Here is a 22,174-nt window from a genome sequence, read left to right as displayed (position 1 = left end):
AATGTGAATAGCTTATATCAGATTGCTCCTCAAAACTTCACATCTATAAATGTAAAACTAATCAAGCAATACAATTATCATATTGTAGAATTATATTCTTAGAATCATTTTAAATTTGTTAAACAATAGTTAGCTTATTGCTACATTAAAATATATCGTATAAAAAAAGAGCTTCGTTGAACGAGGCTCCTTCTTATTCTATTCTGGTTTCATTGCAAGTAAACAGATGCACTAATTTTCATCTCTTTTTCCCAAATCATGCTCTAAAAACCAATCGTATATCTCCTGATTTGTATAAACATGCCAGTCCATCCAATGTCCGACATTTGGCTCTGCTGTGAATTTTACATTTTTATTTTTTCTCATAAGTTCATTCACCAACCACTCTGTATCTTCAAATTCCACAATCCTATCAGTTTTGCCATGGAATGCCCAGATGGGCATATCAATCAACCGGTCTATATTGTTCTCAATAAAATCCATATGACGAGTAAAACCACTCATGGGTGCAATAGCTGCAAATTTATCGGGATGCTTCATAGCCAAATACCAGGTTCCCGAACCGCCCAAGCTCACACCTGTAAGATAAATTCGGTCTGTATCTACTCTATATTTTGATGTGATTTCCTGATAAAAGTTCTCAAACCAATCGTCGGTCGACCATCTTTGATTTATCGGACATTGAGGAGCTACAATTACAAAAGAAAATTCTCTTCCACGCCAGATCTGATCGGGAATGCCATGCGAAAACAATTTTATGGTGTCTTGTCCCCGACTCGATCCTCCATGCAAATAAATGATCAAAGGCCATTTCTTTAGGCTGTCTGCCTGATAAGTTTTGGGTGTATAACTGATATAATGATAATTGGTGTCCTTTTTATGCTGATTTTCTCCTCTTACAAATGTCATTTCTCTTTGCAAAGAACCATCCTCATTCCACCAGGTGCATTTTCCATGTTTCTGCCCCTTGTTATAATGTTGTACTGATTCTCTTTCTCCATTCAAATACCAATATTCATGCAGACCATCTCGTAACCCCTTCGAATAATTATTTTTACTCAGCAACAAACCATTTTTATACCACCGTTTAAATTCTCCTTCCTTGGTATTGCCTTTGTAGTTGCACCAAAAGCTTTTCTCCTTTATCCTTTTGTCAAAAGAACTGTAAGTTCCTTCCATCTGAATTTGTCCATCAGGGTAGTAATCCCGAACGTGATACAGTTTTTCAATCGAATCGTATTCGATCAATCGCTTGTATTCAATAGTATCCTTGTTCGAAACCCGATCATGCAAATAATAGGTTTCAACTTGCTGAGCTTGGACTTTTATAGAACAAACCAATACGGCGAACAATAAAATGATATTCCTGAGCTTCATATTACGATTGAATTATAGTATATGCTAGTCAACAATTTTTGTTCTCAATGTTTTCATTCTTTGCTTATAGTAATCATTACCACTTATTGCATAAGCTTTAGTCACATACAAAGCTGCTTTTACAAAGTCCTTATTTCTTTCGTAGTAATCTGCCATTGAATCGTATACATTTGGACTATTTGGATAAAATTCGATTCCGAACTCGAAAAACATTTTAGATTTTCCCAATTGTCCCATGTCCAAACTCATATATCCTAAGGCATTTAAGAGATCTTCCGGATATGGAGGCACCTTATACTTAAAATACGTTTCCAATTTTTCAGCTCGATAATTGATGATCTTAAACAACTCCTCTTTTGAGCTTGCTGGCGAGTTGAACTTATCTGTATTTTCCATTTGATACCATTCAAAATCGAATATCAAACCATCCATAATGGAAGGCAATGGAATGGTACCATGCAAATCACGTGGGTAGAATTTCCATTCAAAGTTCAAGCCATTTTTCTGTTCCTGCTTTATCAGTTTTGAAAATTCAATGTTCGATCTCGCAAATAAAGTGAACTCACTGGAATCCTGCATCACATTATCAATAGTAACCTCTGGATTTTGCATGTGCAACTGCCCTCCTAAGGATAGAAATAAGGATTTCCCTCTATAATCTTTCTCTGAAATCTTCTCCTGTGCTTCCTTCAGCAATTTTTGATTGTCCCAGTCCAAACTTGGATCAATTGCTACATAGTTAGCAAACAGTTCGGGATGATTGATCAAAGTATAAATGGCAAATAAACCACCGTAAGAGTGTCCTATTAAGCTTCTAAACTTGCTCACCGGATATTTTTCCTCCACAAATGGGATCAACTCCAATTGGATAAATTTACTAAACTTAGCTGCCTCTCCATTTTCCTCTTTAAATGGCATCCCATACTTCTCTGTAATTTTAGATGTGGTTAAATCTCTGGTTCTGTTCCTGGCATTCGAAACACCAACCAAAATCATATCGGGCATAAATCCGCCACTATAAAAACTATGAACATTGTTAACAGCGGGCAAAAGCACTTCCCCATCCAAACAAAAAACAAGCGGATATTTCTTGTTTTCATCTGGCTTGAAATTGGCAGGAAGTTGAACGTATATTTTTCTATATTCTTGTAGAATCTCGGAATATAAACTATCCGAGAGTCCAATATTTTGCAAATGTTGAACATCCTGTTTGCTCTGAGCATTTGTAAACTGTTGTAAAAATACCATGAGAGCGATAAGCAATAGGGTACGCGTTCGATTCATCATTTATCTGGTTTTTATTTCAATCAATTAGAAAGGATTCACTAGTTAACACTTTCAGTTTTGATTCACAAGTATGACCGTTAATTTAGAATCAATTGCGTAGGTTTTTAATTACTCATCCACTGAATTCTGAACAATGGAAACATTTTTAATTTTTCCACAGAATGTCTTGCCTTTAGTATTTCCAATCGTAGATACCGGACAGAGCATTTGAATATTCTCACTTCCAACAAATTGACCGTCTACATACAAACTTGTTTTTCCTTGCTCTCCAATCAGTTTTATTTTAACCGCTCGCTTCAAAGGAATCTGATAATCAAACACAATCACTTGCGGTCGGTGAGATGTCAACGGACTATCGCCCGCTGTTTGATTGGCTCTTACAATTGCTATACCTCTCTTGCTAATCGTATCTTTCTTACTTTTGAATTCATATTCCAGATCGGAATAAATACTTGCCAATTCAGAAGTGAATAATACATCCTCTTTAGTGCCCTCTTTTATTTTCTCAACAGTCATTTCCAAAGTCCATGGATACTCTACATTCTCAATCCCTGTATTTAAAGAGATACTTTTCTCCTTCTCCAAATGAATATCCTCTTTATGGGCATAAATTACTTTTCTCTTTGTAAAGTTTCTATCCAATAAATTGGTCATTGGAATTCTGTTTAATTTAGCTGCATCCTTTTTGTAATCTTCGAATGAAAGTTGAGATTGACTCCCCCACATTTTCTCCGAAAAGATCAGAATGGAAGACATGCTAAGTCTTGTTATCTCGGAAGTTGAATAACCTGTAGGACCGAAATCATTCCAAATGTGCATTTTACTACCTAGTAAACCCGGACTGTTTGTAAGTAGGTTCTGTTCTGTTTTATCACTAAAAATCTCAGGAGTCCACTCTTCATAAATAAACCTGTTATCAACACCATAATAAGGCGCACCCGGCACAATATAGGTGTAAAAATGCGTTGAGTTAATAAACTGATACCCACGTTTCGATTTGTCTTGTGCATCACTAGTCTCCCACATGTCAATTACAATATCCTTATCAATTTTTGTTTTTCCTGGCATGTGTTCAAATCCCGACCAGATACGAGTTTGTTTGCCATTTTTCTTTACAATGGCATTAAAATAATTGATGTACTTTCTAAAGGTGTTTCCAATATGATATTTCAAGGAATCATCTTTGATCCTATTAATTCTGTACTCATCTGTACCCAAATGGAAGTCGGGTGCATCGAAATGTGGAATCACCTCTTCCAAAATTTCCTCCATAAATGTATAGGTATCAGGATTGGTGATATCAAGATAATTAGCAGTCAACCATTTGCTTTTCAGATCGGGTCGTACATTGGTGAAAGCCAAAGAATGCCCTGGTGAATCAATTTCAGGAGTAATCACGATTCCGTAGGAATGAGCAAAATCCTGAAGTTCTCTTATTTGTTCCCAAGTATAATGACCATCTTTAGCCGTGAGTTCAGGATATATTTCACTCTCTAAACGGTAAGCACTATATCCTCCCCACGAGTTATCGCTTAAATGCAGATGCAGTTCGTTCATCTTTGCCCAAGCCATTATTTTAATAAAATCCTTTAGTTCATCAAACGTAAAAAACTTTCGAGTCACATCTAACAACAACATTCTTTTCCCATATTTTGGATAATCCGTAATCAATCCTTTTGGAAAACTTTGTTTGTATTTTTCCTGAGAAAACAGTTGTAGTAAAGTTCTGCTAGCATTTACCAATGCTTTGTATGAGGATGCCTCAACTTTCGTTTCCCTTCCCAAATCAATACGGTAAGCATTCTTATGCTCGCCAATAGCTTTGTAATTCAAATCAATGTTTACAAAAAGTGAATTTTTAGCATTTTTCTCAACAACATTTACATTCAAATCTTTTAGTTCTTGCTCGAATCGATTCAGAAACAGTTGCTCCTTTTCAGGTGCTTCCTTATCCCAATTTAAAAAGATTGCATTGTACTTTACTACTTCCCCTGCACTATCCCATTCCTGAACTGCTGGGATTACATTTATTCTTTCTTGAGAGAAGGATGGAATCAGAAAAAGGATTAAGAGTAAACTTAGAATTGTTTTTTTCATTTTATTTCTGCGATATTTTAAGCGTAGTATTTTATTTTGCTCTCTCCAGTTTGCGTAGCACTTTTATTCGTTTTTTGGTTTTCTCATCCATTAATGCAAAAATTTCTTCACTCGTTTTTCCTTCAACTGGCAAATACCAAATGCATCTGGAATAGAATTTTAACAAATCCTTTGAATTGAATTTATATCCCTTACGTGCAAAAAAGTAATTTCTCAACATCCTTAACCTGTCGGCACTCAAAGGTTCTAATTCTTCCAATTCTGCTATCTCCGCCTGATAAGCCAAAGATTCAGGATCCTGATACTCGGCAATTCTTCCCGGAACATATATGTTTATATCCTCAATGGGTTTCAAGTTCTTTTTTTTCAATTCTATAAAACCATCTTTAATGTAAAAATTTCTAGCCCTCTTATTCCCCACACCTACTATTTTCCAATCATCATAATAAGAAATGTCTTCAAGCATTTCAAATTCGATATCACTTCCCATGTCAATTTGAAGCGTAAAGTCTGCAATTCCTTTTCCTGCCCAGTTCTTTGCCGTCAATAGTACGTAATTGTAAAAACTACCACCCGAACTATCGTAACCTCCATTAAAAGAATAGGTATGCTTTACAATGTTAAGACCACTTTTAAACCTGGCTTTAAAATAGTAAACGTAGTTCCATTCCCCCTCTACTTCCTTCAATTTGGTAAAAGGCGTATCCTTTAACAATCCGAACTTATAATCCGTCAAACTATCATTTATTACCACCGTAAAATCTTCTATGTCTGGCTTTCTTTTTTCAATATCAACACTGTCAACATCAGAATATTCCGGAGAGTATTTAGGAGGAACAACAAAACCTACTGTGAGTTCCTTTTCCTCTTTCGGATTAAAAAATTCAAAATAGACATCCACATACATATCATTACGTAAGGTAAGTTTCAACACTTCCTTCTGGATTTCAATATCAGATTCCAATACTGGAAACAAATCTCCTCCACTACTATTTAGTACTGAATCATTGGATTGAAAAAGTAATGCCAACAATACAATCAAACCAACTTTTAAATATTTAATCATGATTTATTTTTTCTGATCTAACCTGTGATAATTCTGCGTTATCTAGCCCCTTACCTAATAGTTTAGCTTATATCGCCAATAAACCTATTTCAACCTATTAATCTCTTGTTCTGCTGTAGTTTTAGCCTGTTGATCACCATACTTTAAAACCTTCTGATAATACTCTAAAGCTTTTTTATTATTTTTCATCTCCCGATAAGCATAGGCAATATTGTTTAGCACTATAAAATCATGAGGATTCAATTTTTCAGCTTTTAAAAGTGGTTGAAGTGCTTTCTCAAAATTCTTCTCCACAAGGAAAGCAATGGATAAATTCGACAAACTTTCTATATGCTTTGGATAATGATTCAGCACAGCATTTGCAATCTCTTGCATGTTCTTCAACAAAGCGTCATCCATGGTATTGTACAACTGCATTTGATAATCCTGTAATGCTCCTAAAAAAAAAACATCAGCATCACCCCTAGATTCATTTAATGTCCATGTCCATTGGTTTTTATTAATCACAGAATAATTTACAGTTTTAATGATTTCATCCGTAAAATTTCTCCAATCTTTTATTTGTCCCAATACATATATTTTCCCAAATCTCATATCCAAACGGTTGGGATAAAGTTCAATCCCAGTTTCAATACTTTCAAATGCTTTCTTCAAATTCGACTGCTCATAATCTATTCTACTGCCTATAAATCCTGCTACCTTATTCAAACTATCCTTCACTAGTAATACCTTCTCTCCCTTAGGAGGTTTTCCACTTGCCAGCAATACAACTTCATTTCTGCTCTTAGCAAAATAGTAGTTAAACAAACTTGTATACAATTCTGCATCTTTTGGCTGATCATTTTCCCATTTCTCCAGCAATTCTCTTTGCCTGATTGTATCTCGATTGTTGCTATATTCTTTAAATTTCTCAAAGTAATTTTGAGCATTTAGCTGAAAGACGCAAAGCACTACTAGAAGGGTTGGTAATAATCTTTTCATTTTCTATAATTTACTATATTGTATATAATCTTCTAATTTAGTTTTATATACCGTCAATCCAAAAAATTGACAATATTCATCACTCAATTATCCATTCCAGATAATCATCCAACAAGCTAGAGAATTCTTCCACATACTCATGCCCCTTGTCTTTATTGATGATCAACTTGGTATTCCCTCCTTGTTTGTCTATCTTCTCCATCAATCTTTTTTGATTGTCTATGGCAAAATCATTCTCTCCTGTAATCAATCCAATCCTTTTCTTTTGTGCTACAAAGTTCTCAATTGCTTTGTCTGATATATCCTTTGGCACTACCGGACAATTCACCACCAACCCACTCATTGGAATTAGTTCGTCGAATGCGAGCTGAAGCGCCAAATAACCACCCGCCGACATGCCTGAAAAGACAATTTTGTTCGTGTCCACAGGGAAAGATTCTGTTACATTCTCATAGATATTTCTCAGTTCTTTTATCGTTTTATCATCATCGTACTTCCACTTGTATTCTCCTTTATTCTTATTGCTAAATGCGTAGGATTGAACAAATACCGAAATGTATTCCGTTTGCATCACTTCCGATAACCACGATTTTTTCGCCCATTTCATATTGCTGCTATTGCCATGCAACACAAATACAAGTGGATAGCTTTTATCCTTATCGTAACCAGAAGGCAGAACTACCTCATGTTCAATATGAGAATTCTGATACCAATTGCGCTCTACTCTTGCCAATTCTTTAAAATTCGAATTCTCCTTATAATACTTGTCGTAAGAAGGATTGTCTAAACCAAAGCAGTATCCTTTTTCATGACCAGCTTTCCATATTGCCGTTGCTTTTTTGTATTGTGCATTTCGGGTATACAAGCCTCCGAGAAAAGTAATCGCATCTTCCTCTTCGGCAGGAAAGGTTTTATAAGCGTATTCAGCAAGCAGAATCGCTGAATCCAATTGGTTATCATGATAATACTTTAAGGTACGAGGAATCATCTCCTCAAAGGAATTGTATTTATTAAGTTGTGCAAAACTTGTGCTCACACTTACGGCCAATACACAAAGGGGCAAAAGGATTTTGGATCTCATCGTTTTATGAATTATTGTTTGTTTTGATACTTTATCATAGGCTAATTTATAGCCTTAAGCTATTTATTATCCCAATTCAAATGTGGTCACTCCATAAACCTTATTCAACTCAAAATCTGGAGGATTGCCATAGTACATTCTTGCGCACTCAAAAACATAATTGGCGACATATTTTTTTACAAGAGCCCTTGCTCCCTGATTGATAAATGGAATATCCAAATACAAAGGCTCTCCAACTACTGAATTCAAACATGCTTTGTAAAGCTCTTCTGCAATACTGTCATTATTTGCAAATAGTGGACAAACCTTATATCCAACATAGGCTTTCCTTACAATGGCAAAGCCTTTCAATTCACCATCTTCTACATACTTAAATGTTTTGTTCCCGGGCAATTGTAACCAGGGAATGAGAAACTGCGGACGCGAAAATCCAAAACATTCTTTGTCGTAAGCTACAATCGTTGCCACATCTTCTTCTCTTATGGGATAAATGTTTTGATCCAGATCGAATGGCATTCCCATCTTTTCGTATCGAATATCCCTGTAGGCTATTTCAAAGCCACCTTTCTGGTAGAATGCCTGCATATCCACCACTCCATCCATTCCTATGCTTGCATCCTTATTTAATCTCGATAGCAAAGTATCTCGTCTTTGATACCACAATTTCCGACCTATGCCTTTTGATCTGCACTCGGGAAGCACAATAAAGAAGCCCATAAAACCAAATTCTCCATTATAAGAAACAATCGATCCGCCTCCTATCAACTCTCCTTGATAATAGTATCCATAAAATCCATCCGGATCAGTTGCCCAAAATACATCGGCATCCTTAGGACCAGGATTCCACCCTTCCTCTTCAGCCCATTTTAATAGAATTTGTAAGCCCTTAAAATCCAATTTCTGAAATTGCAATTGATCCATATTGTCCATAAATCTTTTATTTAAGTCTACCAATTCCTAAAATATACGACATTAGAATCAAGTTGGAAAAACCTACGAAGTACAAATCTTCTTTGTTGTGAAATTTATATTTATGACCCAAAACTTATAAATTGATAATTACTATAAATCTAACCTTCCGTAAAAGAAGAAAACGGTTTTAACTGCTTTCGCAGAGCACGAGCAACAAGCTCGCGCTAGTAGGGAATGCGAACACCATATACTCTATACTAGCACATTAGGCAATATTAATATTGATAAAAAGAAAAACTAATGTCTATTGCTGAATACAAATTGTAATCCAAAATAATTAATTGATTTTCGTCAACAAATATTTTTCTTCCGTTCTCATTTATTGGAAGGGACTCTTCAAAAATAAATGTTGAAGCATTGTATCTGTTTATTGATGAATCATTTTGGATAGAATATATATAAGTCCCGTTTGCATTTATAAAATAATCTTCAAATTCTCTTACACTATCTAATTCAGGTTTATTAGATATCCATAACTTACTTTTTTGAAGAATTTTCCCTGCCTCACCTGTCAAAATAAAGTCAACATTATCATTGGTCTTAGTGAATGAATTATAACTACCCTTACCTAAGGCAAAGTCTAAATAATTACCTTGATTATCAAAAACAAATTCATGAAAATAATTCCTAGTTGAATAGCGTGGGAATGATGCACATTTAACTTGATTTTCATTTAAGATATCTCGATAAACAAGCAGGTATCCATAATTAGGATTGTAAACAGGATCACCGGCTTGATTAATTAAAGTAAAATCTTGTCTATTATAAACTGAAACAAAACGTTTAGCATAAACCTGGTGACTTACAAATAATAAACCATCTTTAATTTGAACACTCGATATAAAACTATCAGGAATAGTTAAACTAGTTATTTCAGTTAAATCAATAGGATCAAGAATAGTTAGTTTATCTCCACGAAAGAAATAGAGTTCTATTTGATCGTTGTATACCCCAATTGCAGTAGTAGGCTGAGTAGTATTATATAAACCTTTAATCTTTCTTTGGGCCGATATCTCTTTTAATTCATAATTAAACGCATTGATTTTAAAATCAGTAACTCTCCTATTATAATTCATATTATAGGTAAAATAGTAGATAAGTTTGTCTTGTGGATTAAACAATATATCATCATCCAGTCCATCTTCCTCAATTTTAAACTTAACTTTATTTAATGTTGTTGGAGATTGTATATCATCCTTACTACAACCAAATAAAGTAATTACAAATAATATAATTACTATATTTATTTTTGCATTAATTTTATTCATAACTATAAGTTATTTAATTCCAAATAAATTTATGGATAGATTATTGTAATTGTACTCAGGGAAATAAAACTTGCCTTCAATAAAAAGAATACATACGAATATGTCACACCCTATACTTTGATCATCTCTTCTCTGAGGTTCAAACTTGTTAAGTTTCTTTAAATTCTCTTCGAATGGTTTTATTATCATTTTATTATTTGAATGAACCTTTACATTATCAACTACACCTGTTTCAAGAACTGAGAATTGTACTAACGACCAAAAATTATCGTTTGAATTTATTGATTTTAAAATTAAGGCTATATCGTTAGCGAGTGCTGTACCTATATTTGAATACCCTTTATATTTAATTGATGATTTAAAATCATTAGTACTAAAACTTATATCATTATTCCTAAAATTCACGGGAACTCCAATTAATCTAACATTTTTGTTCTCTCTATCGTTCTCCCTTGGAATAGATATGTATTTATAAATTTCGACGTTCTCATGCTTATCATAACCACAAAGCTTAGTAATTATTCTGGGGTTTTTAAAACCATCATGTATTCCATAAGTTTCAGTCCTAACAAATACTCCATTCTCAAAGTATTCTTTTCCCTGACAAGTTCGCTCTCTCCAGTTCCAGCCTCCTTCCATCTTTCCATTACTTATTTTACCTGAAATAAAGTGTTTTTTAGAATTTTTATATAGGGCATTTATTTTATCTTTATACTTACCATTGGCATTTAAGAATACTACCTTTCCATTTTTTTTATAGAATTCCTTAACAAATGGCTCATTCTTAGTGTAAATAATTTTTTTCTGAATAAGCCCATTGTCATAATAAAATGTCCATAAGCTATCTCTCAGAAAATTATCTGAATATCCTGTAAATTTAATTTGACCATTTTTATAATAAGAAGTCACCCGATGTTTGTCAACGATGGAGTCATTTAAATATTTATAAGCAATAGTATTATCCAAATAAAAATCACAGGTATTATTGCTAAATCCAAAAGAATCTCCAATTATAGTTTCCCTATAAAACTCAGCTCTATTTTTAGTTGTAATATCACCAACATCATCTAAATAGATTCTTATTGTATCACCCTTAACTTCAAAAAATAAAATATCACTTCCTTTTGTAATAGAAACAAATAGAAGTACTAATAAATACGTGAATAACAGTTTTAATTTCATTTTTTCCAATTAATGTGTCAAAATTGAAGATCCTTTACATTACTATTCATTGTCCAACTCCTTGCCTCATCCAAAGCATTCAATACTTTCTTGCATAGCTTCTTCAATCTATTGCTTAAGTTATTTCAATGAATAAGTTTTAAATTGATAATTACTATAAATCTAACCTTCCGTAAAAGAAGAAAACAGTTTTAACTGCTTACGCAGAGCACGAGCTACAAGCTAGCACCAATTATTTTCTCGTAGCTTTAAAGCTGCCGTTTGGTTGTATCAATACGATTTCTTTTATCGATTTATCATCAGATTCCACAAACTCAACTTTAAATCCCTCTAAAGTTTTAAAAGAAAACTTATGCTTGTCTGTTGCCAACAACTCGTACTCTGGCTGTCCTTTTACAAAAAGATAGAGCTTACTTTCATTTTTAATGTATACTTTAATTTCAGTTCCAGCCAACTCATAAGTCCCTGCATAGCTTACTAAAGTCTCTTTCTTAACATCAATTACATTTGGCTTGTGCTTAAATTCAATCGGATGATCCAAAGTTCTCTCCACCTTCATTTTCACCAATGAAATCTCTCCACTATTATTGGTCGTAAAATTCAATCGCAAAGGACTATTCCCCGTAGTATCAATTCCTGTTTTGGTCACCTCAATGGGTTCAAAAATATCATAATGCACATGCTTTAAATAGAATGTTTTCAACTTAAAGTTTGCAAATAAGGAGTCATTTTTATTGCTGATATTGAATTCACCATAGCCAGGATTTGAATACTTACCCGTATAATCCTGCAAAATATGCGATGGTTTTGTGTTTTCTATTTTCGAAGATCCCTTTTTAGAATTCGCCTCTTTCTCTTCTTCTTTAGCCTTTAATGTATTCTTTGCAAATCGTTTCGCCCAATCTACTTTTTGCACTTTTAACATTCTATCGGCAACCGTATTTCTAACCAAATTGGGAACCGCTGAAGCATTTTGATTGGTTAAGACAACCACCCCAATACTATCACTTGGGAAAAAAGCCACATTGGCAGAAAAGCCATCAATGTTTCCACCATGCTGAACTCGATAATGTCCTTTATAAGATGAAAGAAACCAGCCATAACCATAGTTCGATAGGTGAATATCCGGAAACTCTTTATCGGGAAGAGCTCCACTAATCACCATTTGAGAACTTATCGCCTCATCCACATAAGCTTCAGGAAGTATCTGCTCACCCTTAAACTTTCCTTTATTTATCCAGGTAATCAGCCAGTTCGACATCTCATTCACACTACTGTTAATGCTACCTGCCGGACTCATCCCTGCAATATGATAGTAATCCATTTTGCTTAGTATACTGTCCTTTTGTAACTGATATCCAATGGCAATGTTCGAGCTTTTCTCCAATTCGTCAATAGATACATTCGACCTAATCATACCCAATGGGGTAAAGAAGCGCTCTTTTATATTTTCCTCCCAGCTTTTTCCGGTAATACGTTCCGCAATTACACCCTGAGCCAGAAACATGAAGTTGTTGTAATGCCATTTTTCCCTTACACCCGTAAAAGGTTCCTGATTTTGTACACGAAGAAGCAGGCTATCTTTATTATAGGTCGGAAAAAGATACCATGAATAATCATGACGAGGCAAGCCGGTTCTATGACACATTAAATCTTTTACAATGATGTGCTTATTCATATCATCATTGTAAAACTTAAAATCAGATAGGTATTTCAATGGGCTTTCATCAAAAGAGATTTTATCTTCCTGGCGCAATTGACCCAAAATAGAAGATGTAAAGGCTTTTGAACTTGAACCAATCGCATACAAGGTATTGGCATCAGCAGGAATTTTATTTTCAACATCTTTGTACCCAAATCCTTTGGCATAAATAATTTTATCGCCTTCGACTATAGCTACAGCAAAGCCTGGTGCTTTGGTAACTTCCAGAATGCTTTCCAATTCTTTTTCCAAGCCTTTTAAACGCTTATCCTGTTGGGCAAATACCGTTGATACCGAGAGGATGGTCAATAGGGCAATTAGTATTTTTTTCATGACTGTTTGGGTTTAGTATGAATTACTTCTATTATTAGTTTTAATGATTGGAGGTAAATAGCAGATTTAGGGAGCGTATCCGTCCAATAGGAAAGGATAATCGGATGTAAATCCAATGTTGAATGACCCTCGAAACCCGCTATTAATTCCTACATTATTGGGTTTTGTTATTTTAAGCCTGTTAATACTTCTTCTGCATTTTTATTATTAGGATTTAACTCTAAAGATTTTTCATAAGCCTTAATTGCCAATTCCTTGTCTCCCAGATCCAGCAAACATTCACCATAACTGTCAAACGTATTGTAGGCATTTGGGTGCAATTCCGTATTCAATTTAAAAAGCTTTAATGCATCTTCTTTTTCACCCTGATTCTTTAGCTGATAAGCAAAATTATTAATCCAGTTTTCACGTAAATCATACTCAGAATTGGTCACATCCCCTTGCTTGACAATTCGTATGATTTCATCAATACTTTTCCCTTCATCTACTAATTCTGTTAGTTTTTTTCGATTCAAATTTTTTAGTTTCTCTCTTTGCTCTGCTAAAGTTTCAACACCATATTCAATTCTCTCTGCATCCGTAATTTTTGTGGAATCCAACTCTTCTCTCACAACAACATTATTATCTAGGCGAGTATATTGCGTTCCATAAATCTGAGCTTTATTTATGCTCAACAAATACCTGTCGCTTATAGCAGCCAAAAGCCATTTGTTTCTTGTTGAATCCAATTCTATAGATTTTGTCATTAGCTTTACCGCCAATGCATAGGTAACGGAGTCTTCACCATGATGAAAAATTAGTGCAGCGTTCTGATAGTCTATGGAGGTACGAACTTTATTGGAATCTAGTAACTCGTAAACTCTAGCTTCTCTCAGGCTATCATTTTTTTGTCTGATACTCCGGTCTAGATGCTGCATTCTATCCTCCTGGTCACTTTTAAAAATCTCAATCAATTCCTGATTGTCCACAACTTCCTTCTGAACTTTGTCATTCTTGAAATTGCAGGAAATAATTCCGAACATACTTGCTAGTAAAATAATTCTTCTCATATTCCTATTTTATTAAATGTAAACTTCTTATAAGTGCCAATTTGTATCTTAATGCATTAGATTACCATCCTTTCAACTTTCTTATTATTATAAATCTATCCTTCCGAAAGGGAAGAGAAGGTTTTTAACTGCTATCGTAGAGCACGAGCTACAAGCTCGCGCTAGCAGAGGGTAATTATTATTTAGATCCTTTTATTCTATTTTCATCTTTATGCACAATTTGAAGATTTTCTATATCATCATTTCCTCCTTTAGCAATAGGTACTATATGATCAACCTCAATTTCATCACCTCGAAAAATTACTGCCTGTGAAAGTCCACTTATACCACCTTGTTTCAGTAATAATTCATTCTTTTCTTCGGCAGTCAGCTTTATTCTTCGAGAAGAAATTGTATATTTTAAAATGAAATTCTTACAAATTCGATCAAAATGACGAAAACCTTTATTGTCAAGCCAATCAGATTCTGGAATGTTTTTCATATAAAAAAAGATACTTTTCATTTCTTTCTTCATTTCTATACGATGTAATTTTACCATCTCAAAATTGATAGTATTTAACAAATGCCATGCGATATAAAAATCTTGAAGAGTTCTTCTGAAATATTTAGCTTCTTTTCCAGCTTTAAAAATATCATCTAGTTCTTCTTTGAGATAATCAAATAAATCACTATTTTCCTTATCACAATCTAGTATTACAAACTTAAGTTTTTTAATAAATCCTTTAACATTCTTAAATGCGTGTAGAAAATCCTTCTTTGAGTTATCTTGATTTTCAGTTATTTTTTGGAGTAATACCGAAATATTATATTTGCTTCCAATACGTGCATTAATTCTTTCACTCTTTTGAAAGATATCAAGTGATTTTTTATTAATATTCAAATGCTTATTATACTCCAGATATACAAGAGAAGTAACTAACTCTTCCGTCTCCATTCTATCCCTAGTGTTCTTATTTATTTGTTTTAAATAAAGCCAAGAATTTATTTCTTGAACCAAAGTTTTTATATTTTTTATAATTTCAAAATCTACCCAAGAATTCCACATTTCAAATGAGTTTTCCCTAATTGGATAAGGTTTATCATTTAATCGTATAAAAAGATCAATAGGATCAAATTTGGGGTTTTGTGCCTGATCTATTTCTACAACATATAATTGAAAATCATAAATTTTATTTTGCAGATCTTCATTTAATTGATCAAAAGTTTTACCTTCTAATTTTTTTAAAATCTTCAACTTCCTAAGTTTGAATTTATTATTTTTTGAAAATGCTGTATTCAATTTGTGATCTACATATTCTGCACCAGTAAAACCAAGTAGTGTTAATATTCTTTGTTGCCCATCAATCACCTCATTAATACCATCTTTCCTTTTATATACAAATATTGCCGGTATTGTAATACCTAATAAAACACTTTCAATAATTGATGAAGCTTTCGAAGGATTTATTACTTCTTTTCTTTGATAAGAAGGTCTTACTAAAAAACGTCTTCGTTGCATAGTCCGAATTATATCATCAATTGAGTTTCTTGATGGTTCAGGTTTATTTAACCTTAACGTTTCCAATTCCGATAATTTTGTTGAAGTATCATCTGGTTTTCTTATTTCCTTCAATTCCTCCTTTTTTAAATCATCAGCATTAATATATACTTCAAAATTTGTTTTATAAAAATCTTCTAGAAAAAAGGAAGTTGCAAGAAAACGAGTCATTACTTCTTTATTAAAAGCATAATCAACTTCTGTGTAGTCATTAATATTCTTATTAACATACGTTGCATATGCTTCAATTAATTCATCATTAAAATCATATTCGATTTCTTCTTGATCTAAAATACCAAAGCCCCATAACAAACACTCTAATGCAAGTCTGTTTATTTTTAATCCTTTGATTTCTGAATGTTTTTTTATCTCATTAATAAAATTTACTTTTTCAAAAAAACAATTAATGACTTGTTGTTCATTGTCAACCGAATCGTCAGAAACAAATTCGTACAATTTTGTTAATACTTCAGTTCTTCCAGTTCCCCTTGCATATAAATTTATTGGAAACATTGGTAATACAAGAAATCTTCGAATAAATGACATTATATTTTCCAGCGGAACATCATTTTTATGTTTTTCACTTACTTTGAAAAATGTACTGTATATTTTAAATCTGAGTTCAATGTTATTTTCTAGAATATTTTTGAATTCATTGGATAAATTATCTTCATCATAAATAGCATTGTCTATTTCAGATTTTCTTAAAGGTGTTATCCCCGAGTTATATCTCGAAAATATTTCCTTTTTAATTCTATCCTCAAGATATTTGTCTAAAGGCGGCTCATTAACCAATTTAAATTCAATTATTCGAAGCTTGGCATCAAGAAAACTATCTATAATTTCCCTATCTGTGGATGCAAGATCATCGTATGTACATTTTTTAAGTTGTTTTAGAGTATTAAGTCCTTTCGCAGAGAGTGAGAATTTATTACTCATGAACCTAAGAATAGTCTCAAACCTTTGACGACCATCTATTATTTCAATTTCATCATTATTATCAAAGAAAATCAAGGGTGGAATCTCCGTACCAATTAATATACTTTCGATGAAATAAGTTGCTTTATTATTATCCCAAACATAGTTTCTTTGATAATATGGTTTGTAGTTTATTCTATTCCTAAGCCTATGACTATATAAACTATCTATTGATTTTGAATATGTCTCAATTTTTAAGTGTTCTTTGAATATTTTTTCAAAAGTCTTTTGTCTCATAATCGCTTCTATATTAAAGAAAAGTTAGTTTTTTACTTTCATTACTGATATCAGAAAATCGTCTAATAACTATCATAAAGTCTCTAAGTATTGAATATTTAATTATTTCAAAGGCACTATCTAATAACAAAAAGTATCATCCTACTTTTTAGACAGTCTGATGTCACAATAATGAGTAATTGCTAGAGACAGAACTTAACTTGCAAGTACACCAAACTGGAAATCATTGAGGATTTTAAGAAGAATACGAGAATAACGTATAGTCACAACTATCTGCAGTTGTTTTATCGATCATGACTGATAAGAATTTCGTTTATTCAACTTGATACAACCTCTGGCGCTACCAATTCTGCTAACTTAGCAGCAACATCAACCATTGACTCATCTATTGTGCTTAAACCGCTTCGTGAGCCTAGTAAAGGACTTACCTCACGTAAATCTTCAAATGTTGTTTTGTGAACAATAGGAACAAGTAAATCACGAGCGAGGAGAGCTGAAAGCTCCTTGTCAGCAATTCCCTCTCCTTTAACTCGCTTAAGAAAAGAAGGAGTAACTAGTACGATACCAACACGAGACTTTGCCAATCCTTTATCTATTTCACGAAGTAATGATGAGCCTAACAAAACATCTTTTTCGCTAAACCAAACAGAGACACCTTTAGATTCCAATAAATCATGTAGATTTTTAGCTGCATTTTTACGGTCATCCCATGCATGACAAAGAAAAACATCACGCAAGTCTGGTAAATTAGAACGCTTCTCCACATTTTCACGAACAGGTGTAAGAGTTCGAATTTCTGCAGGCGTATATAAAATATTAGAGCCTACTGAAGACCAACTTGCTTTTGTTCTAGCTTGATCTCCACTGATTCTACCACTTAATGATCTGCCTGAAGATGAAGAATAAGGTGAAGAATAAGACGAATAAGTAGGGTAACTTCGATAGCTACCTCCACATGCTGGGCAATTTGCCCTACCACTTGCAGTACGATGACCATGAACTGGTGCTGTACATCTTGCCATATTTTTTTTGGATTTATAAGTTATTAATTAAATTTTATATTCTTAATTCTTGAATTGAATACTTGAGCTATTTCATAATTCGAGCATAACATATAACGTAGAAGTGTTGTTATGCTGAATTATTTTAAATCACCATTAAATTTATAATTATTCCCTTTATTCGCTTTACATATTTTAGCTTAATTTCCTTAGAATCAGTATAAATATGCTTAACAGGTGCTTTTTTACTGCTAAATTGTAATTGTACATATTAAGAAGAGCCCCGTTTACTGGGGCTCTCAGAGCATTTTGAGTCTTAGGCGCTAAGCTTCGGCTTCGCTTGCTACAACTATGTCTTCCAATTGGAATACAATATCGAGTTGCATGCAATGATCGGCTTCCAGCATAATTACCCTGCTTTCTTTCTAATAGGATTTTTTACTGAACACCAGTTTGTGTTGTCTGGGAGCTACATTGTAGAAAAAGAACTGTCCATTATTGTCAGTCCATTTACCATTCCATCATCTACACTTTTCTAAATACATTTAAGCAATCTAGCTTCTTACACATTCCTTCTCCCTTGCTTAGTCGACAGCCTCTATTCATACCAACTTGCAATAAGATCATGAGTTTCATTTCTGTTTTCAAACAATATTTCCATCAAGTAATGCATTTCGTTCTAAAGCTTTCGTTTGTATTTTATCTATTGTTGTAACTACTCTTATCGCTTTATGTAATCACTACTAACGCCTTATGTAACTGCTCTTATCACTTGTTGTAACCACTCTTATCACTCTATGTAACTATCCTTATCGCTTCATGTAACCACTCTTATCACTCTATGTAACCACCCTTATCGCTTTATGTAACTACTCTTATCACTCTATGTAACTACCCTTATCGCTTTATGTAACCACTCTTATCACTCTATGTAACTACCCTTATCGCTTTATGTAACTGCTCCTATCGCTTGTTGTATTTTACCTTTTGTTAATTAGATTTCGTATTCTATCATCATGCAAAACCTTTAACAACGGACATTTCAGCCCTATTGCCAATGTATTTTTTGACAACACTCCAATCCTATTAGCTTGCGCTGAATGTTCGAAAGGCAATTTTACATACGCTGTTCTTTCCGTTTTAAGAGAAATCTTGAAATGGATTTTACCAAAACACCTCATCTCAGTCCTTTCCTTAAGGAGAGGAAGATCAGATTTTCATTCATAATTATTCATTAATAAAGCACCCCTCTGTCTATCGACATCTCCCCTGGCAGGGGAGAAATCCAATATTCTGCAGTAATTCTTAAAGCCGTGTTCTTTCTTTAGAGTAAGGTCTTTCAGAGCGAGAACCGTCAATCTGACGCGGTTCGGGTAAATACGCTCCCATGGAATGCCGAACAGTATCAGATGGACTTGATTTTTTGTTTACTTTTTCATCTAAGGAAAAAGTTAAAGCCCGTCTGGCTTGAGGACAATATAAAGATAGAATGAGGTCATCCAAAACACCTCACCCAGTCATCTCCTTGAAGAGAGGAAGTCGTCTGTAGATTTACAAAAGCGTGTCTATTTTATTTGAGAAGCGGTGTTCCTTTCTCCTTGAGGAGAGAGATAGAATGAGGTCTTTTAAATGGAATACAATTCCGTCGCAAACGACAATTGTATTCCATTTTTAGATAGCAGGTGGGACGGATTCTCATCTACCACAATACCCGGGGTATTGCCCCGGGCTACAAATATCAAGCACTTTCAGGGCTATTCCTTAAAGCGATGTTCTTTTCTCTAGACTAAGATCTTTTGAGCAGGAACCGTCAATCTGACGCGATTCGGGTAAATACGTTCCCATGGAATGCCAATCAGTATCAGATGGAATTGATTTTTTATTTACTTTTTATCTAAGTAAAAAGTTAAAGCTCATCAGACTTGAGTACAAAACGAGGAGAATGAGAACATCAATCCGAAACATCATTACTTTAATCATGGTAATAAAAATTTCCTTGACAATTTAGTCCGATTGGTAAAATAATATACATCACATAATTCGTTTAAATCCCCAGGTTTTATCCTCGGGATTTTTTATATTACATAAATATAAAGCACTCCTCCTTTACCTCTATATTATCCTGAATAAAAACTAAACTACAAATAGGTACAATTACATTATTTAGTTTCATTTTCATATTTAAACTTTGTTTTTTGAAACTTTTATTCTATATTCACCTAAGAATTCACTATCAGGAAGAATAAATGACATTAAATAGAGATACATCTAAATCTGAACATATTAATTGGAAATACATTCCAATTAGCATCCAAAAGCTAGAGTTGGATAAACAATATAAAATAGCTTTAATTGTTGCTTTCGGATGTTTTTTTGGTCTTAGATTAAAAAGCATCTTAACGATTCGTTGGGAAGATATTTTAGGCAAGACTTCTTTTGAGATTCAAGATAAAAACAAAATAAGAAGCATTTATATCATAGATGACATTCAAAATATTATCCGTAGAATCCATTCAAAATTAGGATCCCCAACACCTGATCAATACATCTTTTTAAACAATTCTGGTAAACAGGTCTTATCCTCTCAATATGTCAACAAACAAGTCAAATTGCTTTTCACGAAATACGAAATCCCTTATCTGAATTTATCTTCGGATAGCTTTTTAAAGACATTCTGTATAAAGTTTTTAGAAACAAAAGATTTTTCTACTGATTCCAAAAGATGGATTTCTAAAATACTGGGACATGCCTCCTGGACAATTACAGCAAACTTTCTTGGCTGTTCAGATGATTCAGAAGAGATGGATAATTATAAAGTATTCTCTATGTAAAACTTTCTCACATAAATAAAGCTGCATGAAAAGAAGCATTAACATTCATAGCCCAACTAGGCATTAAAAAATAGTAATAACAAAATCAATAATTAATTTATAAAACAAAACAATGGAAAATTTCATAATTATCATCAGTATTGTATTAGGAATAATATTCCTACTTCTTTCAATCATTATCGTGAATCAAAAACAGGCTAAAATCATACAACGATTAGGTAAGTTTCAATCCGTTCGTAGAGCAGGTATCAGCCTTAGAATCCCACTTATCGATCAGGTAGTTGGAGTTCAGAATCTGCAGATTCAGGAGCTACGTGTTCCTGTAGAGACCATTACTCAGGATAAAGTAACTCTGAAAATTGAAGTTGCTATTCAGTACCTTATTAAAGCTGATGTGGAAAGTATAAAAAACTCTTTCTACGAACTATCCGACTCAACAGCACAAATCGAATCCTTTGTTTTCGATGCCGTAAGAGCTGAGGTACCTAAGATGGAATTGGATATGGTTTACGAAAACAAAGACAATATCGCAAACACGGTAATGGAAGGTTTGAACTCTTTATTATCAAATTATGGTTTTGATATTAAGAAAACATTGGTTGTAGATATCTTACCAGATTCTAAAGTGGTAGATGCAATGAATGCGATTAACGAACAGAAAAGACTTCGACAAGCTGCAGAAGAAAAAGGGGAAGCTGATAAAATTCTTATCATTAAAGCCGCTGAAGCTGAAAAGGAAAGTAAGAAGTTACAAGGTGAAGGTGTTGCTTTACAGCAAATGGCAGTTTTAAAAGGACGTGAAAAAGCAATCAAAGATTTAACTGTAGGAACCAATATGGAGATTAAAGATGCTACCGAATTGGTGATGAAGCTGATTGATCAGGATACGCTTATCTCTATGGGCGAGAAGAATAAAAATGTCATCTTTATGACTTCTGACATAGGCATGAAAGGAAAAGTTATGGAAGCTATGGTTGGAGCTGATGTTGTTAACGCTCAGCATAAAAACTAAATAGAATTTGAATCAAACAAAAAAGCCGTAGCATCATGCCACGGCTTTTTTTTATTAGTAGTATCCCATAAAGTGTGTAAGTAAAGTTATTCTGATTTTTTGAGAGCCCTTTTCTAGCTCAAGAAAAAAATCGGAAATAACTTTATAAGGCGAGTAAATCACTTAAACACACTTATTATGAAA

Annotated in this window: 15 protein-coding genes; 2 read left to right on the top strand and 13 right to left on the bottom strand. The window is 33.5% G+C overall.

The genetic code is table 11. The features are described 5' to 3' along the window. Positions 1–231: 231 nt before the first annotated feature. The 13 genes from GCQ56_RS17685 to GCQ56_RS17625 all read right to left on the bottom strand — a co-directional run bounded on the left by GCQ56_RS17685 (position 232) and on the right by GCQ56_RS17625 (position 18,169). Positions 232–1,377, bottom strand: coding sequence for a prolyl oligopeptidase family serine peptidase (locus GCQ56_RS17685; protein ID WP_152735867.1), 1,146 nt, complete (start codon positions 1,375–1,377; stop codon positions 232–234). Positions 1,378–1,401: 24 nt separating this feature from the next. Next, positions 1,402–2,664, bottom strand: coding sequence for an alpha/beta fold hydrolase (locus tag GCQ56_RS17680; RefSeq protein WP_227006108.1), 1,263 nt, complete (start codon positions 2,662–2,664; stop codon positions 1,402–1,404). Positions 2,665–2,772: 108 nt separating this feature from the next. Further along, complete coding sequence (locus GCQ56_RS17675) at positions 2,773–4,761, bottom strand: glycoside hydrolase family 20 protein (protein ID WP_152735866.1); 1,989 nt, start codon at positions 4,759–4,761, stop codon at positions 2,773–2,775. Positions 4,762–4,792: 31 nt separating this feature from the next. Then, entirely contained in the window at positions 4,793–5,827 is a 1,035-nt protein-coding gene (locus GCQ56_RS17670; protein ID WP_152735865.1) for a YARHG domain-containing protein, read from the bottom strand. 84 nt (positions 5,828–5,911) lie between these two features. Continuing rightward, positions 5,912–6,808 (bottom strand): tetratricopeptide repeat protein, encoded by an 897-nt coding sequence (locus tag GCQ56_RS17665; protein WP_152735864.1) that lies wholly within the window; start codon positions 6,806–6,808, stop codon positions 5,912–5,914. 79 nt (positions 6,809–6,887) lie between these two features. Further along, complete coding sequence (locus GCQ56_RS17660; protein ID WP_152735863.1) at positions 6,888–7,889, bottom strand: alpha/beta hydrolase-fold protein; 1,002 nt, start codon at positions 7,887–7,889, stop codon at positions 6,888–6,890. Positions 7,890–7,955: 66 nt separating this feature from the next. Continuing rightward, on the bottom strand, positions 7,956–8,819 hold the full coding sequence (locus GCQ56_RS17655) for a GNAT family N-acetyltransferase (protein WP_152735862.1): 864 nt from the start codon (positions 8,817–8,819) through the stop codon (positions 7,956–7,958). A 257-nt stretch (positions 8,820–9,076) separates the two neighbouring features. Beyond that, positions 9,077–10,129 carry a hypothetical protein gene (locus GCQ56_RS17650; RefSeq protein ID WP_152735861.1) on the bottom strand — a complete coding sequence of 351 codons (1,053 nt, stop codon included), beginning with the start codon at positions 10,127–10,129 and terminating at the stop codon, positions 9,077–9,079. Positions 10,130–10,138: 9 nt separating this feature from the next. Then, complete coding sequence (locus GCQ56_RS17645) at positions 10,139–11,311, bottom strand: hypothetical protein (protein WP_152735860.1); 1,173 nt, start codon at positions 11,309–11,311, stop codon at positions 10,139–10,141. 232 nt (positions 11,312–11,543) lie between these two features. After that, positions 11,544–13,346 (bottom strand): serine hydrolase, encoded by a 1,803-nt coding sequence (locus GCQ56_RS17640; RefSeq protein ID WP_152735859.1) that lies wholly within the window; start codon positions 13,344–13,346, stop codon positions 11,544–11,546. Positions 13,347–13,513: 167 nt separating this feature from the next. After that, positions 13,514–14,395, bottom strand: a complete 882-nt coding sequence (locus GCQ56_RS17635) for a tetratricopeptide repeat protein (protein WP_152735858.1) — start codon at positions 14,393–14,395, stop codon at positions 13,514–13,516. A gap of 178 nt (positions 14,396–14,573) precedes the next feature. After that, the gene (locus tag GCQ56_RS17630) at positions 14,574–17,147 is read right to left on the bottom strand and encodes a DUF262 domain-containing protein (RefSeq protein WP_152735857.1); all 2,574 of its coding nucleotides are present in this window, start codon (positions 17,145–17,147) and stop codon (positions 14,574–14,576) included. Between the two features lie 317 nt (positions 17,148–17,464). Then, entirely contained in the window at positions 17,465–18,169 is a 705-nt protein-coding gene (locus GCQ56_RS17625; RefSeq protein ID WP_152735856.1) for a toll/interleukin-1 receptor domain-containing protein, read from the bottom strand. A 2,225-nt stretch (positions 18,170–20,394) separates the two neighbouring features. Between GCQ56_RS17625 and GCQ56_RS17620 the strand changes: the two genes are divergently transcribed. Continuing rightward, on the top strand, positions 20,395–20,979 hold the full coding sequence (locus GCQ56_RS17620; protein WP_152735855.1) for a tyrosine-type recombinase/integrase: 585 nt from the start codon (positions 20,395–20,397) through the stop codon (positions 20,977–20,979). A 112-nt stretch (positions 20,980–21,091) separates the two neighbouring features. Further along, positions 21,092–21,991: an SPFH domain-containing protein gene (locus GCQ56_RS17615; RefSeq protein WP_152735854.1), complete on the top strand. Its 900-nt coding sequence runs from the start codon at positions 21,092–21,094 to the stop codon at positions 21,989–21,991. The last annotated feature ends 183 nt before the right edge of the window (positions 21,992–22,174 follow it).

Origin of the sequence: Marinifilum sp. N1E240, assembly GCF_009295825.1 — a bacterium.
GTDB classification, from domain to species: domain Bacteria; phylum Bacteroidota; class Bacteroidia; order Bacteroidales; family Marinifilaceae; genus Marinifilum_A; species Marinifilum_A sediminis.
Note: the sequence above shows the minus strand (reverse complement) of the source record. Positions and strands in the feature narration are given on the sequence as shown.

Excerpts from the sequence above, each read along its gene's own strand:
- GCQ56_RS17685 (WP_152735867.1), bottom strand. The coding sequence starts at position 1,377 with ATGAAGCTCAGGAATATCATTTTATTGTTCGCCGTATTGGTTTGTTCT.
- GCQ56_RS17680 (WP_227006108.1), bottom strand. The coding sequence starts at position 2,664 with ATGATGAATCGAACGCGTACCCTATTGCTTATCGCTCTCATGGTATTT.
- GCQ56_RS17675 (WP_152735866.1), bottom strand. The coding sequence starts at position 4,761 with ATGAAAAAAACAATTCTAAGTTTACTCTTAATCCTTTTTCTGATTCCA.
- GCQ56_RS17670 (WP_152735865.1), bottom strand. The coding sequence starts at position 5,827 with ATGATTAAATATTTAAAAGTTGGTTTGATTGTATTGTTGGCATTACTT.
- GCQ56_RS17665 (WP_152735864.1), bottom strand. The coding sequence starts at position 6,808 with ATGAAAAGATTATTACCAACCCTTCTAGTAGTGCTTTGCGTCTTTCAG.
- GCQ56_RS17660 (WP_152735863.1), bottom strand. The coding sequence starts at position 7,889 with ATGAGATCCAAAATCCTTTTGCCCCTTTGTGTATTGGCCGTAAGTGTG.
- GCQ56_RS17655 (WP_152735862.1), bottom strand. The coding sequence starts at position 8,819 with ATGGACAATATGGATCAATTGCAATTTCAGAAATTGGATTTTAAGGGC.
- GCQ56_RS17650 (WP_152735861.1), bottom strand. The coding sequence starts at position 10,129 with ATGAATAAAATTAATGCAAAAATAAATATAGTAATTATATTATTTGTA.
- GCQ56_RS17645 (WP_152735860.1), bottom strand. The coding sequence starts at position 11,311 with ATGAAATTAAAACTGTTATTCACGTATTTATTAGTACTTCTATTTGTT.
- GCQ56_RS17640 (WP_152735859.1), bottom strand. The coding sequence starts at position 13,346 with ATGAAAAAAATACTAATTGCCCTATTGACCATCCTCTCGGTATCAACG.
- GCQ56_RS17635 (WP_152735858.1), bottom strand. The coding sequence starts at position 14,395 with ATGAGAAGAATTATTTTACTAGCAAGTATGTTCGGAATTATTTCCTGC.
- GCQ56_RS17630 (WP_152735857.1), bottom strand. The coding sequence starts at position 17,147 with ATGAGACAAAAGACTTTTGAAAAAATATTCAAAGAACACTTAAAAATT.
- GCQ56_RS17625 (WP_152735856.1), bottom strand. The coding sequence starts at position 18,169 with ATGGCAAGATGTACAGCACCAGTTCATGGTCATCGTACTGCAAGTGGT.
- GCQ56_RS17620 (WP_152735855.1), top strand. The coding sequence starts at position 20,395 with ATGACATTAAATAGAGATACATCTAAATCTGAACATATTAATTGGAAA.
- GCQ56_RS17615 (WP_152735854.1), top strand. The coding sequence starts at position 21,092 with ATGGAAAATTTCATAATTATCATCAGTATTGTATTAGGAATAATATTC.